This is a genomic window from Halorubrum vacuolatum (assembly GCF_900188065.1).
GTDB classification, from domain to species: Archaea; Halobacteriota; Halobacteria; order Halobacteriales; family Haloferacaceae; genus Halorubrum; species Halorubrum vacuolatum.
In genome coordinates this window covers 81,812-95,919 of record NZ_FZNQ01000012.1, presented here as the reverse complement: position 1 = coordinate 95,919, position 14,108 = coordinate 81,812, and the positions used below count along the sequence as shown (strand labels likewise).

Annotated in this window: 15 protein-coding genes and 2 tRNA genes; 8 read left to right on the top strand and 9 right to left on the bottom strand. The window is 63.8% G+C overall.

Annotated elements, in window-relative coordinates; all coding sequences use genetic code 11:
• Nucleotides 1-492 precede the first annotated feature (492 nt).
• Complete coding sequence (locus tag CHB65_RS16950; protein ID WP_143420411.1) at nucleotides 493-672, bottom strand: hypothetical protein; 180 nt, start codon at nucleotides 670-672, stop codon at nucleotides 493-495.
• On the bottom strand, nucleotides 662-916 hold the full coding sequence (locus tag CHB65_RS11660) for a ribbon-helix-helix domain-containing protein (RefSeq protein WP_179213652.1): 255 nt from the start codon (nucleotides 914-916) through the stop codon (nucleotides 662-664). Before CHB65_RS11660 ends, CHB65_RS16950 begins: the two co-directional genes overlap by 11 nt.
• A gap of 143 nt (nucleotides 917-1,059) precedes the next feature.
• Between CHB65_RS11660 and CHB65_RS17465 the strand changes: the two genes are divergently transcribed.
• The gene (locus tag CHB65_RS17465; protein WP_179213651.1) at nucleotides 1,060-1,347 is read left to right on the top strand and encodes a ribbon-helix-helix domain-containing protein; all 288 of its coding nucleotides are present in this window, start codon (nucleotides 1,060-1,062) and stop codon (nucleotides 1,345-1,347) included.
• On the top strand, nucleotides 1,307-1,627 hold the full coding sequence (locus CHB65_RS16945; RefSeq protein WP_218818943.1) for a type II toxin-antitoxin system RelE family toxin: 321 nt from the start codon (nucleotides 1,307-1,309) through the stop codon (nucleotides 1,625-1,627). Before CHB65_RS17465 ends, CHB65_RS16945 begins: the two co-directional genes overlap by 41 nt.
• A 157-nt stretch (nucleotides 1,628-1,784) precedes the next feature.
• Here the strand turns inward: CHB65_RS16945 and CHB65_RS11650 are convergent, their stop codons facing one another.
• The 3 genes from CHB65_RS11650 to CHB65_RS11640 all read right to left on the bottom strand — a co-directional run bounded on the left by CHB65_RS11650 (nucleotide 1,785) and on the right by CHB65_RS11640 (nucleotide 3,963).
• Nucleotides 1,785-2,912 carry a tyrosine-type recombinase/integrase gene (locus tag CHB65_RS11650; RefSeq protein WP_089385249.1) on the bottom strand — a complete coding sequence of 376 codons (1,128 nt, stop codon included), beginning with the start codon at nucleotides 2,910-2,912 and terminating at the stop codon, nucleotides 1,785-1,787.
• Nucleotides 2,913-3,109: 197 nt separating this feature from the next.
• A tRNA-Thr gene (locus tag CHB65_RS11645) sits at nucleotides 3,110-3,181 on the bottom strand.
• A 116-nt stretch (nucleotides 3,182-3,297) separates the two neighbouring features.
• Nucleotides 3,298-3,963 (bottom strand): DUF7114 family protein, encoded by a 666-nt coding sequence (locus tag CHB65_RS11640; RefSeq protein WP_089385242.1) that lies wholly within the window; start codon nucleotides 3,961-3,963, stop codon nucleotides 3,298-3,300.
• A gap of 59 nt (nucleotides 3,964-4,022) precedes the next feature.
• Here CHB65_RS11640 and CHB65_RS11635 point away from each other — a divergent pair, with 59 nt between their 5' ends.
• The 4 genes from CHB65_RS11635 (at nucleotide 4,023) to CHB65_RS11620 (ending at nucleotide 7,853) form a co-directional block, all read left to right on the top strand.
• A complete protein-coding gene (locus CHB65_RS11635) occupies nucleotides 4,023-4,715 on the top strand; it encodes an enoyl-CoA hydratase/isomerase family protein (protein ID WP_089385241.1) in 693 nt (230 codons plus the stop codon).
• Between the two features lie 109 nt (nucleotides 4,716-4,824).
• Nucleotides 4,825-4,895 (top strand) — tRNA-Gly (locus CHB65_RS11630).
• 149 nt (nucleotides 4,896-5,044) lie between these two features.
• On the top strand, nucleotides 5,045-6,271 hold the full coding sequence (locus tag CHB65_RS11625; protein ID WP_089385240.1) for a threonine synthase: 1,227 nt from the start codon (nucleotides 5,045-5,047) through the stop codon (nucleotides 6,269-6,271).
• 67 nt (nucleotides 6,272-6,338) lie between these two features.
• Complete coding sequence (locus tag CHB65_RS11620; protein ID WP_089385239.1) at nucleotides 6,339-7,853, top strand: SLC13 family permease; 1,515 nt, start codon at nucleotides 6,339-6,341, stop codon at nucleotides 7,851-7,853.
• A gap of 43 nt (nucleotides 7,854-7,896) precedes the next feature.
• On the opposite strand, the gene CHB65_RS11615 is transcribed toward CHB65_RS11620, so the two are convergent.
• On the bottom strand, nucleotides 7,897-8,958 hold the full coding sequence (locus CHB65_RS11615) for a proline racemase family protein (protein ID WP_089385238.1): 1,062 nt from the start codon (nucleotides 8,956-8,958) through the stop codon (nucleotides 7,897-7,899).
• A 139-nt stretch (nucleotides 8,959-9,097) separates the two neighbouring features.
• Here CHB65_RS11615 and CHB65_RS11610 point away from each other — a divergent pair, with 139 nt between their 5' ends.
• Nucleotides 9,098-10,003, top strand: a complete 906-nt coding sequence (locus CHB65_RS11610) for a decarboxylating 6-phosphogluconate dehydrogenase (RefSeq protein WP_089385237.1) — start codon at nucleotides 9,098-9,100, stop codon at nucleotides 10,001-10,003.
• A 27-nt stretch (nucleotides 10,004-10,030) separates the two neighbouring features.
• On the opposite strand, the gene CHB65_RS11605 is transcribed toward CHB65_RS11610, so the two are convergent.
• The 3 genes from CHB65_RS11605 to CHB65_RS11595 all read right to left on the bottom strand — a co-directional run bounded on the left by CHB65_RS11605 (nucleotide 10,031) and on the right by CHB65_RS11595 (nucleotide 13,027).
• A complete protein-coding gene (locus CHB65_RS11605) occupies nucleotides 10,031-10,282 on the bottom strand; it encodes a hypothetical protein (protein ID WP_089385236.1) in 252 nt (83 codons plus the stop codon).
• A gap of 57 nt (nucleotides 10,283-10,339) precedes the next feature.
• Entirely contained in the window at nucleotides 10,340-11,935 is a 1,596-nt protein-coding gene (locus CHB65_RS11600) for an amidohydrolase (protein WP_089385235.1), read from the bottom strand.
• Nucleotides 11,936-12,043: 108 nt separating this feature from the next.
• Nucleotides 12,044-13,027 carry a nucleoside recognition protein gene (locus CHB65_RS11595; RefSeq protein WP_089385234.1) on the bottom strand — a complete coding sequence of 328 codons (984 nt, stop codon included), beginning with the start codon at nucleotides 13,025-13,027 and terminating at the stop codon, nucleotides 12,044-12,046.
• 121 nt (nucleotides 13,028-13,148) lie between these two features.
• Between CHB65_RS11595 and CHB65_RS11590 the strand changes: the two genes are divergently transcribed.
• Nucleotides 13,149-14,102 (top strand): HVO_0234 family beta-propeller protein, encoded by a 954-nt coding sequence (locus CHB65_RS11590; protein ID WP_089385233.1) that lies wholly within the window; start codon nucleotides 13,149-13,151, stop codon nucleotides 14,100-14,102.
• Nucleotides 14,103-14,108 lie beyond the last annotated feature (6 nt).

The following is a 14,108-nucleotide window of genomic DNA, read 5'->3' as shown; positions in this document are numbered from 1 at the left end:
GAAGCTAAACAACCCTCTCCCGGTCGAAAAACGCTGTTAGAGGAGGTGTGTAGTGACCTCACCGCCAATGCGGGGGCTTAAACGAATACGAATGGTCACAGTACAAAGACGCGGTCGATCAGTTATTGGATAATTTGACTGTACGCGATACCCACGCTGCGCTTATCATCTTCTCTAAGAATATTGGATACGCTCAGATGCAGGACCGAGCTAAAGAAGCCACCAAAGACCACGATCAGTACGAGGCCCAGATATCGGAATTCACTAGCGATGATATCTATCGATTCCAAACCGGTTCTGGGACCAGCGTCAAAGTAGCTGTAAAGAGCTTCGACCTGCTTGATTAAACTGATAACGATCCAACTTTTTCACGCTTCATTCCGTGACTTCATCTTCTTTATCGATTCCCGAGTATAGGCATCATCTCTGTGCTCTATGCCTAGAATTACAACTCTGTCTCGGTCAAGGTCAAAGAATACTCTATGATCTAACTCAGTATCTTTCAGTTTCAATCGGAATATCTCTAGGCCTTGCTTCGACAATAATAGATGTGTTTTCTCCAAGTGGAGATTCAGCCATTGAGTCTACTTTTTCCAAAACAATTTTTTTTTGAATCTGTTTATCGAATTTCTGTAGATCTTGGCGGGCCTCTGAATGCCAGTCAATCCTCATCAAGCTGTTTCAGCTCTTCCTCTAGTTCTTCATGAGAGACTAACCCTGTTTTACCCTTCTCATACTCTTTGACTCGTCTTCGCAGCTTCTCAGCTACTTCAGGCCTCAAAACCAGATCCTCCTCTACTTTGTTCCGCAGTGCCTCACGGACGTACTCGGAGACGCTGTTGTAGTTCTTTCTCTCAGCCACAGCCTCGATCTCATCTTTCTGATTGTCAGGAAGCTTAATTGTTAACGATGCCACAAAAAATCTCACCACAGTAATACTATAGTAAGAAAATGTTATAAACCTAATACAAAAAACCCGCTAAGCCCACAAAAACACAACCTGATAAAACCAGGTCTGAACCAAGGTGTAGAATCAGTTCAGAACTAGGATTGGCAGGCTTGACCCTTCTCAGCAGCAATTATATAAAAGTTATATTGAAGTTATATGTTATGCCGACTACTTCTGTAGATATCCCGTCTGTACTCTATCAGTATATTGAGACTGAGGTGGAGGAAGGCCAGTATAAGTCAAAAGCTGAGGCTATCCGCTCTATGATTAGAAAAGAGATGGAGAGAAAGCACAACGTCGACGAACGACTCTCAGAAGAAACACTACAGCAAATCAGACAGGCCAGGAAACAAGATGATGAAGGAGACATTAGAGAACTTATCAAAGACTACGTATAGGCCTGAATTCCTCCGACAGTTCGAGGAGCTTAACAGAGAAACACAGAATAAAGCTGCCCAGAAAAAAACTGAACTCGTAGAAGAATACCGGACGAATCCATGGAAACATCCACGGGTCAAATACATACCCAGCCAGGGAGAGATCTGGAGGCTCAAAATAGGGAACAGAGGCCAGAAAATCGACCACAGAATCTTCTTCGACCTCAACGATGAAGGCCTAATTTTTCTCACAATCCAGCACCGGGACCGCGCCTACGAAAAAAACAGGCCTAAACATTAGCTGAGAACCAGGCCAGAAACCCTACAGCAAGCCCTGAAAAACAGTAGTGAATCAGGCCTTATCGAATAGTTCAGCCCTGGATTCCAGCTGTGGATTAGGCTTGGATGATGTAACGACTAATGTGGGGGTGTCTATGGATTAGAGAAAGAGGATGTGGTCAGTCGATTTTGTTGACGGCCTCCGTCTGTCTATCGACCGAGCTATGAGCGTACTTCTGCGTCGTCTGCTTAGATTTATGTCGGCACTGTTTAGCGGCGGTCGCCAAGTCAGCCTCCTGAGCAATGTACGTCGCCGTTGAATGCCGGATGCTGTACGGTGTGAGGTCCCGGTTTTCTAGGTCGAGGCCTGCCTCCTCCGCGATTTTGTGGAATACGGATCTTCTGAACGAGTCTTTGTTGTACCGGTTTCCTTTCTGTGTGAGCCATAATGCGTCCCGGCCATCATACTTGGGAATAGTTTCTCGCTCCTGCTTCCACTTCTTCAGGATTGAGACGGTCTCCGGTTTCAGTGCGACGATCCAGTTTTCCCGACTTTTACTCGACTCCTCTTCTGGGATTCGGAGGACTCCGTTACTGGGGTCGAACCATTGAATGTTCGCTCTTTTCACTTCTACAGGCCTGAACCCTGCATCCAACGCGACAAAAATCATTGAAGCGTATTTGAAGGAGTTAGCCTTTAGAAAGTCTGTTTTCCCGACTTCTTCTTTGGGTTTCTGTAACCGTTGCGCGAGATACTTCTTCCACCGGGCTCGTTCTTCAGGTGTGAGAGAGTTGTAGTGTGGGATGCTGCCGTAGCTCATAGCGGCTTCTCTCATCTTCCGGCGATCGCTCTTAGTCAGGTACTCCCGAGGCTGATAACCTGTAGAAGGGTCGCTGTACTCAATACTCGGCTCCCACTCCACATCCCGGTTCCGGGCCTCACGCATCCACTTAAACAACGTCTGAACCGACTTCTGATAATGGCACTTCGTCGACTCCTTCAAATCCCTTTTAGCCAGATCACGCATCCAGGCCTCCGCATGACCCACTTTAACGTCTTGGATAAATCTTTGTTCCTCGTTCCAGACCCAGCGGTAGAACAAGTCCAACTTGTTCATCCGATTCTTCGCCGTCGAATGGCTGTAACCTTCGGCCTTCGCCGGGTCCTTACCCAAATTAAGCATCCACTCCGCTAATTCGCGGCGATGCTCTTTGTACGCGATCTCCTCTCTCGGGTTTAGAAATTCCGAGGCCTCATCCGTCAAAAGGACGATGCCCTGCACTTTGTTGTCGTCGTCAACCGTCATACTCATCGAATCCTCCTATACAGATCTAGATCACTTCGTAACAAAGTTTTAAATGGCTTATGTAAAGAGCCATTCAAGTCGGTCGAATCACTATACGGCGTCGGGGTGCCAATTTTGACACCGGGGTCGCGTCCTTGAGTTCGGGCCATAGCTGAAACACACAGAAGGCCTAAAGCGCCCGAAATCAAGAGGAAGGAAGCCTAGGCCGGGATTTGAACCCGGGCTCTCGTCCTTACCAAGGACGCGCTTTACCGCTAAGCTACCCAGGCAGGCACTCGATGGTTGAGCGGATTCGACTTTAGGGGTTTCGATCCGACCGTGCGACCGCGACGGATCCGCATGGTGGCAGGGCGAGACGGTCCCACCGAGTGACAGCCGTCCCCCGCTACCGGTCCGTGGCGCTGACGGCCCGTTCGGAGATGTCGGCGATCCGGTCGGCGGCCGTCTCCGGCAGTGCCGTCCTTGGCGGGGGAAACTCCCCGTCGTAATCGGCGGCGAGTTCGCGGGCGTAGGTGAGCAGCTCGGCGGGCGGCTCGCCGCCGACCGCGGTCGTTCCGGCGATCACGGCCAGTTCGAGGGCGTGGACTTCGAGGTTACGGTCCAGCGCGGCGGCCGCCGCGGGAGCCGTGTCCGGCCGATCACGGATCGTCTGATCGCGGCCGAACGCGCGGACGACCTCGACGGCGGCACCCGCCGCATCGGTGTGCGCGAGCAACGAGAAGCCACGCGAGACCAACACGTCGGCGACCAACACCTCCATGTCGGCGTCGATGTCGGCCTCGTGGGTCGCGGCGGCCGTCCACGGCTCCTCGTGGGCAAGCCGTCTCGTCAGCTTAAGCCCCTCGTAGATGAGCTGCACGCCGGCCGCCCGATCCGTGACGCCGTTGGCATCGACGTCGGGGTCGAGCGCCCGCGCGGTGACAAGTGCGAGCACACCGGGGGTGACCGTCGCCCCCGCCAACCTGTCGTCGATGGCGACGCGAAGCCGCTCGGGGGTGACGTCCGCGAGCGCCTCGCGTGCGGCCCGGCGCGCCCGCGCGACATCGTCCATTGAGTCTCCATAGCGCTGGCAGGGGCAAAGACCTTTGGAAACCACGCCCTCCGGATCACATGATTCGAACCCGTGCCGACGGCGATGTTCGCGTCGTTACCATCGATCGGCCGAAGCGGAAGAACGCGCTCCGGCCGGCGGAGTTGACCGCGCTCGAAGCGGCGGTTGCCGAGGCCGACGAACCCGTCATCTGCCTCAGAGGTGCCGGCGACGCGTTCTGTGCGGGCGCGGATTTCGAGGTGGTTACGTCGCTCGCGGATCCCGTCGCCTTCGCGGCGCACGGCCAGCGCACCGCAGCGGCGCTCGCCGAATCCGAAGCCGTCGTCGTCTGCGGGATCGACGGCCCTGCACGCGGTGGCGGCGTCGAACTCGCGCTGGCGGCCGACGTCCGCGTTGCCACCCCGGATGCGACGTTCGCGGAGCCCGGGGTTCGCTTCGGGCTGTTCGGCGCATGGGGCGGCACCATCCGGCTCCCGCGGGTGATGGGCGCGGGCGAGGCGCTCGATTTCGCGCTTTCGGGGCGGGTTCTCGACGCCGAGGCGGCGCTCCGAACCGGACTCGTCTCCCGGATCGTCGACGATCCACGCGCCGTCGCCGACGAGATCGCCCACGGGAAAGCCGACGCGCTGGCGACGGTCAAACACCGTCTGCGCGATCGACGCGATGCCGACACGCAGGAGGCTGCGGAGGCGGAGGCGTTCGCGACGCTCGTCGAGCAGTATGCTGACCGGATCGCCGAATCGAGGGGCTAACGTGGCTGTTCGCGGGCGGTGACGGGTACTCGTCGGCGACCACGTCGAACCGATGGAGCCGATGTAACAGGTTTAAGTATCCCTCGGGCAAACTTTCCCTTGCGGACCGGCACCGGTAGTGTAGTGGTATCACGCAACCTTGCCATGGTTGCAACCCGAGTTCAAATCTCGGCCGGTGCATTCTTCCAACATCGTGAGAGGAATCTCGGCCGGCGCAGTTCTCGAACGAAGTGAGAGAAATCTCCGAGAAGTGTCGCCATCGAGCGAGCGAAACCCTCCCTCGTTGCCGGGACCACGGGGGTCAAAGCCCCCGGCGGTCATCCCCGACCATGCACACGACGACCGCGTTTATCGGCCTCCGCTGTGTCGACTGCGGCGAAGCCTTCGACGTGGAGACCGCGACTCACCGCTGTCCCGACTGCGACGGCATCCTCGATCCCGCCTACGACTACGACGCCGTCGATCTGACGCCCGACACGCTCGCCGACCGGCCGTTCGATTCGATGTGGCGGTACGAGGAACTGCTCCCGTTCACGCGCGAGGCGGCCGTCTCGCTCGGGGAGGGAGCGACGCCGCTCGTCGAGTGTCCGGCGCTCGCGGAGGCGATGGGGGTCGGTCGCGTCCTCTTAAAAGACGAGGGGATGAACCCCACGGGGACGTTTAAAGACCGCGGGCAGTCGGCGGCGACGACTGCGGCCGTCGAACACGGCGCGAGCGACGTGGCGTTGAACAGCGCGGGCAACGCGGGACAGGCGGCGGCCGCCTACGCCGCCCGCGCGGACCTCGATGCGCACGTCTACCTCCCCGCGAGAGCGGGCTTCACGCAGAAGGCGATGACGGAGGTCCACGGCGCGGACCTGACGGTCACCGACCCGATCGACGGGAACTCACAGATCGGCGATGCGGGCGCGGCGTACGCGGAAGCGATGGAAGAACACCCGGACTGGTACTCCACGAAGACGTTCGTCACGCCGTACCGCCACGAGGGGAAAAAGACGATGGCGCTGGAGGTGCTCGAACAGCTCGATTGGGAAGTGCCCGACGCGGTCGTCTACCCGACCGGCGGCGGCGTCGGGCTCGTCGGGATGCACAAGGCAGCCCGTGAGGTCCGTGACCTCGGCTGGACGGACGAGTTGTTGCCGATGTATGCCGCCCAAGCGGCGGGCTGTGCGCCCATCGTCGACGCCTACGAGGCGGGAGCCGACCGCCACGAGCCGCTCGCGGACGACGAGGTGACGACCGCGTGCAACGGGATCGCGATCCCCGACCCCGGCGCGAGCCCGCTCATTCTGGAGGCGATCCGCGAATCCGACGGTGGCGCGGTGGCGAACACGGACCATGAGATCCTCGATGCCGCGATCGAGGTCGCTCGCGCGGAAGGACTGGAGGTGGGCGCGACGTGTGCGGCGGCGGCCGCCGGGGCGTTTACGCTCGCGGCCGAAGGTGAGTTCGGCCCCGACGACACCGTCGTCCTCTTAAATACCGGCGCGGGCAACAAGGACGTCGACACGTTGCGTGCGCATCTCGGTGAGGCCGAGGACGGGGGCGAGGAGTAAACGACGGATACCCGTTCGCGAGCGATCCGGATCGGTTTTTATACCGAGGTTACCCGTGGGATAACGTATGCGACTTCCCTCCCGAGCGGATATCGGTCGCCCGCTCGGGCCGCTGTTGTTCGTCGCGATCCTGCTCGGCCGCGATGGCGTCGCGTCCGCAATTCCGATGGTCTCCGAACCGGCGGTCTCGGCGCTCGCGTGTACCGCCTGGATCGTCATCTGGTGGGTGACGGAAGCGGTTCCGATCCCGGTGACGAGCCTGCTCCCAGTCGTGCTCTTTCCGACGACGGGTGTGCTGGACGTCACCGAGACGACGACCGCCTACGGCGACCCGATCGTCTTCCTCCTTCTCGGCGGGTTTCTCCTCGCGCTGGCGGTCGAACGAACCGGCCTGCACGAGCGCGTCTCGCTGTTCGTCATCGCGAGCGTCGGCGTGAGCGCACCCGGGCTTCTCCTCGGGTTCATGGCCGCGACCGCCCTGCTCTCGATGTGGATCTCGAACACGGCGACCGCGATGCTCATGGTCCCCATCGCCATCGCCGTCATCTCACAGACGTATCGGGTGACGCCCGGACCCCGCGTCGACCTCCCAGATGGGGTCGGCGACCTGGTCCACGACACAGACGAGGACCCCAACGCCCTTCCCGCGACACGGTTCGGGATCGCGCTCATGTTGGGGATCGCCTACGCCGCCTCCGTGGGTGGGGTGGGGACGCTCATCGGCAGCCCGCCAAATGCCGTGCTCGCGGGCGTCGCCGAGAGCCAACTCGGCGTCGACGTGGGCTTTTTCGAATGGATGCAGTTCGGTCTCCCGGTCGCGATCGTCGGCACGCTCGCGGTGTGGGCGACCCTGCTCGTCGTCCTCCGCCCGACGGTCGAGGTGGAACCGGGCCGTGAAGCGGTCGCCGCGCACAAACTCGCGGCGCTCGGGCCCGCCTCGGCCGGGGAGCGTCGCGTGGCGGCGCTGTTCGGGCTCGTCGCGCTCGGCTGGCTCACCCGTCCCTTCCTCATCACGCCGGTCTTTCCGGCGGTGACGGACGCGACGATCGCGATCGCGGGCGGGATCGCCGCCTTCCTCGTCCCCGTCAACGTCCGCCGCCGGGAGTTCCTCCATGATTGGGAGTACGCCCTTCGGCTGCCGTGGGGCGTCCTCCTCCTCCTCGGGGCGGGCTTCGCGCTCGCGCGAGCGTTCCAGCGGACGGGGATCGACCGGGCGACCGCCGACCTCATCACGGCCGTCGGGCTCACAGAACTCCTCGGGCTCGTGCTGCTGCTCGTCGTTACGGTCGTCGTTCTCACGAACGTCACCTCGAACACGGCGACCGCCTCGGTGTTTTCGCCCATCGCCATCGCGGTCGCGGGCTCGATCGGCGCGCCGCCGCTCACGCTCATGGCGGCGGTCGCGCTCGCGGCCTCCTTCGCGTTCGTCCTTCCGGTCGCGACCGCCCCGAACGCCATCGTCTTCGGTTCGGGGTACCTCACCATCCCGGAGATGGCCCGGGTCGGCGCGGCGGTGAGCGTCGTGGGTATCGCCGTGATCGTCGTCGCCGTCGTCTGGTGGCTCCCGGTCGTGTGGGGATGATCGGCGGCGGATGTGGGCAACAACTGGGTGTCGCCGGTGACGATTACCGAATAAAGAAGCCCTCGCCGAAGGGATCCCGCGGATCGACGGTGATCGTGTTCGTGCCGGTGATGTACGCCTCCCCTTCGATCTCCGGGATGACCGCCTCGCGGCCGTGATGCTCCCGCACGTCGTTCACGCGGCCGGTGAAAACCGATCCCACGATGCTCTCGACGGCGAACGACTCGCCGCGGGCCAGCTCACCCCGAGCCTGCCGAAGCGCGAGGTGACCGCTCACCCCGGTTCCGGTCGGACTGCGATCGACCTCCCCGTCCGCGAAGACACAGACGTTTCGGATGTCCGCGTCGCCCTCGGGCTCGTCGGTGAAGATGACGCCGTAGAGGAACTCCATGTCCTCGTCGGTAGGGTGCTCCAAGGCGGCCTCCTCGGCGATCGCCGCCTTCAACTCGCGGCCGGCCGCCGCGAGCGCCGAGGCGGACTCCGGCTCCAGCGAGAGGCCGAGATCCGTGGCGTCACAGTAGGCGTAAAACGCGCCGCCGAAGCCGATGTCGTACCGAACGGTCCCGAAGGTCTCCGTCTCGATCGTCTCATCGAGCGCGACGGCGTAGGCGGGGACGTTCTCGAAGGCGACCCGGCTGATGGCGGGAACGTCGCCATTCGAGGGATCGTTGCCATCGGTGAGATCGTCGCCACCGAGACGCGGATACGCGGTCACCCTCCCGGCGGGCGTGTCCATTCGAATGATCGGTTCCGCTGGATCGAGTTCGATCGCGCCGATGGTCGGGAGGACGACGCCGAGCGCGATGACGCCGTGGCCACACATCGTGCTGTGACCGGCGTTGTGCGTGAACAACACCCCGATGTCGCCGTCGTCGGTGACGGGGTCGGTGAGCAGCGCGCCGTACATGTCGGCGTGTCCACGTGGCTCGAACATGATCGCCCGCCTGAGGTCGTCGTGGTTCAGCTGGGCGTAGCGCCGTTTTTCAAGGATCGTCTCGCCCGGCAGGTCGGGAAAGCCGTCGACGACGACCCGGAGCGGCTCGCCGCCGGTATGTGACTCGATGGTGCGGATACGCGGCCATTCGTCGGGCGGACTCCAGTTCATGAACCCCCTGCACAGCCGAGGGGGCTAAAGATTGCGGCGGCGCGGGTGACATCCCTGTCGGAAGTTAGCAGGAGTCGTTCGACCCGTCCCTCGCGAATCGATCGGAACCACTACGACCCGCCACCGCCACCCGCCGCGTATGCAACTGGGCGTCATCGGACTCGGGCGGATGGGACGGATCGTCGTGGATCGGTCGTTGGCTGCGGGCCACGAGGTCGTCGCGTTCGACCTCTCCGCGGAGGCGACGGCGGCGGCGGCCGAGGCGGGTGCGACACCCGCCGACTCGGTCGCGGACCTCTGTGAACGGCTGGCGGACGGCCCCGAACCCGGCAAGCGGATCTGGCTCATGGTGCCCGCGGGCGACGCGGTCGATGCGACCCTCGCGGAGCTCGAACCGCACCTCGACGACGAGGACGTCGTCGTCGACGGCGGCAACTCCCATTTCGCCGAATCGGTCCGGCGGGCCGAGTCGACCGCGGCGGCCTACCTCGACTGCGGCACCTCAGGCGGCCCGGCGAGCGCCGAGGAGGGCTTCTCGCTCATGGTGGGCGGCCCCGAGCGCGCTTATAACGCCCTCGTGCCCGTCTTCGATGCGGTCGCGACCGGCCCGGACGGCCATGACCGAATGGGGCCGGCCGGCTCGGGTCACTACGTGAAGATGGTCCACAACGGGGTCGAGTACGCGCTCATGCAGGCGTACGGCGAGGGCTTCGAGCTGCTCGCGGACGGCCGATACGACCTCGACCTGGAGGCCGTCGCGCGAACGTGGAACAACGGCGCGGTGATCCGCTCGTGGCTGCTCGAACTCTGTGAGGAGGCGTTCCGCGAGGAGGGCTCGGAGCTGGGAGACGTCGCCGACCACATCGCCGGCGGCTCGACGGGCACGTGGACCGTCGAGGAGGCGCTCGAACAGGAGGTTCCCGTCCCCCTTATTTACGCCGCGCTCGCCGAACGCTTCGACTCGCGCAACGAGGGGCGGTTCTCCCGTCGACTGGCGAACCGACTCCGGTACGGCTTCGGGCGTCACGAGGTCGCACGGGAGTGAGGAGGTCCCGCGAATATCCCGAGGCCGTCACTTCGCGGCAATAAGCTGCCGGCGAACCGCCGATACCGCCTCCATCGAGTCGATCCAGTCGCGTGGATCCGTACACCAGATGCGGTCGCCCTCGACGCTCACACAGAAGGCCGACCCCGCCGTCGGCGACAGCGTTACCCGGTCGACGTCGGGGCGATCACCCAGATGGGCATCGATGAGCCGTCGTGCGGTCTCGGCCTCCGACCATAGCCGCTTCCCGGTCGGGTACTCGATGGCGATATCCACCATGGACGGCCCTTGGAACTACCCGGATATGAAACGGCGTATACCAGCAGGAATTGCGAACTATTGTTCGTGAACGATTTCGCCGTCGACGATCGTCATCGCCACCTCGATCTCGCGGATCGCCTCCGCCTGTTCCCACGGCGACCCCTCCAGGACGACGAGGTCAGCCAGCTTCCCGGATTCGACCGTCCCGAGCCGGTCCTCGTCGAACCCGGCGTAGGCCGCGCCGTGGGTGTACGCCCGGAGCGCCTCGGTCACGGTGAGCCGTTGGCCGTCCGCCGGGGCGTTGACGGCGTGGTGGACGCCGAGGAGCGGGTCCATCGGCATCCCGTCGGAGCCGAACGCGAGGTGAACGCCCGCATCGAGCATCGCCCGATAGCGGTTCGTTTCGGTTCGTCGCTCGCCGAGCCGTGCCGCATAGAGCCCACCCTCGTCGGCCCATTTCAGGAAGTTCGGCTGCACGCTCGCGACCACACCCGTCTCCGCGAGTCGCCCGATGGCCTCGTCGTCGGCCAGTTCGGCGTGTTCGATCCGATGTCTCGCGGTACCCGGATCACCGACCGCTGCGTCCTCGTAGGCATCGAGGACGGCTTCGACCGCCACGTCGCCGATGGCGTGAGCGGTGAACTGGTAGCCGGCCGCCGTCGCGTCCGCGACGACCTCGTCGAGCTCGTCGGGGTCGACTACCCACTGGCCGGTGGCGTCGTCGGCATCGTCGCCATCGAGGGCCTCGACGTCCGAATACGGCTCCGAGAGCTTCGCCGTCCGCCCGCCGAAGCTCCCGTCGGTGTAGGATTTGATCGCGCCCGTCTCGACGAACGCGGAGCCGGCGTTCGTCCGCAGCCCGACCTCTTTGAGCGCGTCGAGGTGGTCGCTCCAGTAGTTGAGCCGAACGCGAGCCGTCAGTTCGCCAGCCGCGTCGAGGTCGCGGTAGACGCCCGGTGCGTGTGAGCCACGAACCATGTCGTGAAAGCCGGTGATCCCCTTGCGGGCACAGTCCGCTAAGGCTGCGAGGACGATCTCGCGCGTCTCCGCCGGGTCGGGTTCGACCGTCTCGTAGACGGGATCGATGGCGGCCTCAAGCAGGACACCCGTGGGCTCGCCGGCGTCGTCGGTCACGACCGTCCCCGGCTGGGCGACCGCGAACGCGTCGGCGAGCAGATCGAGGGCGGTCGAGTCGACGGCCGCGACGTGCATATCCTCGCGGAACGCGGCGACGGGCCGCTCGGTCTCGACGGCGTCGAGGTCCGACCGCGTGAGATAGCGCTTCTCGGTCCAGGTCGACTCGTCGTAGCCGTAGCCGAGTACCCACGTCTCCCCCGTCGCCGAGGCGCCTTCCTCGTCGAGCTCCGCGGCCCGTTCGGCGAGCAGCTCGACCGCATCAGCCGGGGAATCCGCCGCCGAAAGGTCCGCGTGGACGAGATACCGGCCGACGGTCGTCAGATGTGTATGGGCGTCGATGAACCCGGGGAGGACCACCCTTCCCTCGAGGTCGATCACCGTCGTCTCCACGCCCGCGAGCATCTCGATATCGTAACTCGACCCGAGTCGGAGGATCCGCCCGTCCCGGACCGCGAGCGCCTCGTAGGTCTCATCCGGCTCGGTAAGGGTGTGTATCTCCCCGTCAAGGAGGATGAGGTCCGCGGCATCGCTCATGGGATGATGGCCGACCGGAGTCGGGTTAACCGTTCGGGATGCGGCGTCCGTGTTGCCGATAGGTCGCTATCGGTATGGCCACCGTCGCCACTAGAGGGCCGAGGTCGCCTACCACGAGGGGATCAGAAGCAGCGCCAGGCTCAGCGAGATGAACACGACCTTCATGACGGTGTTGACGACGATCACCTTCGTGCCGAACTCCGCGCCCCAGATGCCGTACTGGAACGGGATCGAGCGCTTGAACGTCGAAACCGTAAACGAGACGATCCCGCCGAGCAGCAGCGTCGCCACCGCGGTCCGTGGGGTGAACACGTCATCCAGCAGGGGCGCGATGGTCACCGCCCCGGCGGTCGTATCGAGCGAGTAGACGGCGATCACGGGAACCGCCGCGCCGGGGAGCCCGATCTGTTCGGTTACCGGCGCGGCGAAGTCGGTCGCCGACTCCACATTGACGTACGTCACGAGCGCGACGACGAGCGTGTAGATGATCGCCAATCGGGGAACGATCCGGCGGAGCGTCCGCCACGAGCGCTCGGCCGCCGCGCGGACGCGCTTCCGCGCCGACCGCTCGTCGCCGTCGGGCCCCTCCACGCTCACGTCGTCGAGCGCCGCACGGTTCACGTTGCGCTCGGAGAGCAGGGCGGCGCCGAGGACGACGCCGACGAGCGTTATCGCGAGCGCGATGCCGGCACGGAAAGAGACGTAGAGGACGCCGGTGTGAAACCCGAGGATCGGGATCAGAACCGGCGCGTAGTAGGTGAAGACGTGCTGGACGAATCCGAAGAACGTGTTCATCACCACGGCGACGAGGGTGGCGCGGTCGTCGAGGAAGCCGGATTCACGATATTCCGCGAGGGTCGCATAGCCCGCGGTCGTGGAGGCCGCCGTCGTGAAGATCGCCGTGCCGGCCTCGTCCGGGAGGTTCGCCGGGCGGGTGAGATAGCCCGAGATCCCGGCGACATACCGGATGAGCCCGAACGCGACCGCGACGTTCGCGGCGAACACCCCGAGCGTGATGAAGAGGGTGATGCGCCCGAGTCGAGGGAGGACCTCCGCGAGCAGCGAGACCGCCTCGGGAGCGATCGGGTACACACGGTAAAATCCGGGGCGGTCGGTCAAATCCCCGTCGGTGTCGGGCGATGCAGCCACCCGTATCTATCCGTCCACCCGTCGACCTCCTCGCTTTTATATATCCTCCGCAAACCCACCGAGTATGGCACCCGCGGAGGACGACATCTCGATCGAGGAGAAGCGCGTGTATGCCGGCACGGCCGGACGGACGGATGCCCTTCTCGCCACGGGGATGGGGCTCGTCCGGGTCGCCATCTCCGGCGATCTCGTCGGTGAGTTCACCCTGATAAGCCGTGACGCCGCTCGCGACGTCGCCGTCCTGCCGACCGTGGCCGGGCCCGATGGCGACTCTCAACGCGAGGCCGACGTCCTCGCGGTCGCGACCGACGACGACCTTCGGGTCGCCGTCCTCGATTCCGCATCCGACACTGCACCCGACCAACTCACCTTCAGCGACGTCGCCGTCGGTCCATGCGTCGCCGTCGGCGTCCACAACGGCGGATTGCTTGTCGCAGCGGAGGATGGAACGGTCTCGCGGGTATCGGTGACGCTAACTGGGGATTCCATCGAAGCGGCCGTCGATCCCGTGGGGGGGCTCGCCGACCCGCGGGCGATCGACGGTCCGCTGCTGGCGGGAGCCGACGGGGTGTATCGGATCGTCTCCGACGGAAACGGGTGGCGGCTTGAACACGTCGGGCTCTCCGACGTCCGCGACGTGGCCGGGTCGGGGCTGCCGCTGGCGGCGACCGGCGACGGGCTCTACTGGCTCGGCAATGGCTGGATGGACGCGCTTGACGGCGAGTTCGAGGTCGTCGCGGGCGACGGCGACGGGCACGCGATGGCCGCGGGCGACGGCGGACTGTGGGTCCGACCGGGGGACGAAGACGGGGGCGGAACCGGTTGGAACGAGGACGCGTGGGCGCAAGCGACGCTCCCGGTGGAGGAGCCGATCGCGGCGGTTGGCTATGGCCCGGGAACGGCCGTGGCGGTCACCGCGGACGGAACCGTTTGCGTGGACGTCGGCGATGGCTGGCGACACCGGGCTGTCGGTGTTCGGGACGTGAACGGCGTCGCGCTCGTCGCCGGTGACTTATAAATAAAA

Excerpts from the sequence above, each read along its gene's own strand:
- CHB65_RS11615 (WP_089385238.1), bottom strand. The coding sequence starts at position 8,958 with ATGAACTGGAGTCCGCCCGACGAATGGCCGCGTATCCGCACCATCGAG.
- CHB65_RS11650 (WP_089385249.1), bottom strand. The coding sequence starts at position 2,912 with ATGACGGTTGACGACGACAACAAAGTGCAGGGCATCGTCCTTTTGACG.
- CHB65_RS11620 (WP_089385239.1), top strand. The coding sequence starts at position 6,339 with ATGCGACTTCCCTCCCGAGCGGATATCGGTCGCCCGCTCGGGCCGCTG.
- CHB65_RS16950 (WP_143420411.1), bottom strand. The coding sequence starts at position 672 with ATGAGGATTGACTGGCATTCAGAGGCCCGCCAAGATCTACAGAAATTC.
- CHB65_RS16945 (WP_218818943.1), top strand. The coding sequence starts at position 1,307 with ATGAAGGAGACATTAGAGAACTTATCAAAGACTACGTATAGGCCTGAA.
- CHB65_RS11605 (WP_089385236.1), bottom strand. The coding sequence starts at position 10,282 with ATGGTGGATATCGCCATCGAGTACCCGACCGGGAAGCGGCTATGGTCG.
- CHB65_RS11635 (WP_089385241.1), top strand. The coding sequence starts at position 4,023 with ATGATTCGAACCCGTGCCGACGGCGATGTTCGCGTCGTTACCATCGAT.
- CHB65_RS11600 (WP_089385235.1), bottom strand. The coding sequence starts at position 11,935 with ATGAGCGATGCCGCGGACCTCATCCTCCTTGACGGGGAGATACACACC.
- CHB65_RS11590 (WP_089385233.1), top strand. The coding sequence starts at position 13,149 with ATGGCACCCGCGGAGGACGACATCTCGATCGAGGAGAAGCGCGTGTAT.
- CHB65_RS11640 (WP_089385242.1), bottom strand. The coding sequence starts at position 3,963 with ATGGACGATGTCGCGCGGGCGCGCCGGGCCGCACGCGAGGCGCTCGCG.
- CHB65_RS11610 (WP_089385237.1), top strand. The coding sequence starts at position 9,098 with ATGCAACTGGGCGTCATCGGACTCGGGCGGATGGGACGGATCGTCGTG.
- CHB65_RS11625 (WP_089385240.1), top strand. The coding sequence starts at position 5,045 with ATGCACACGACGACCGCGTTTATCGGCCTCCGCTGTGTCGACTGCGGC.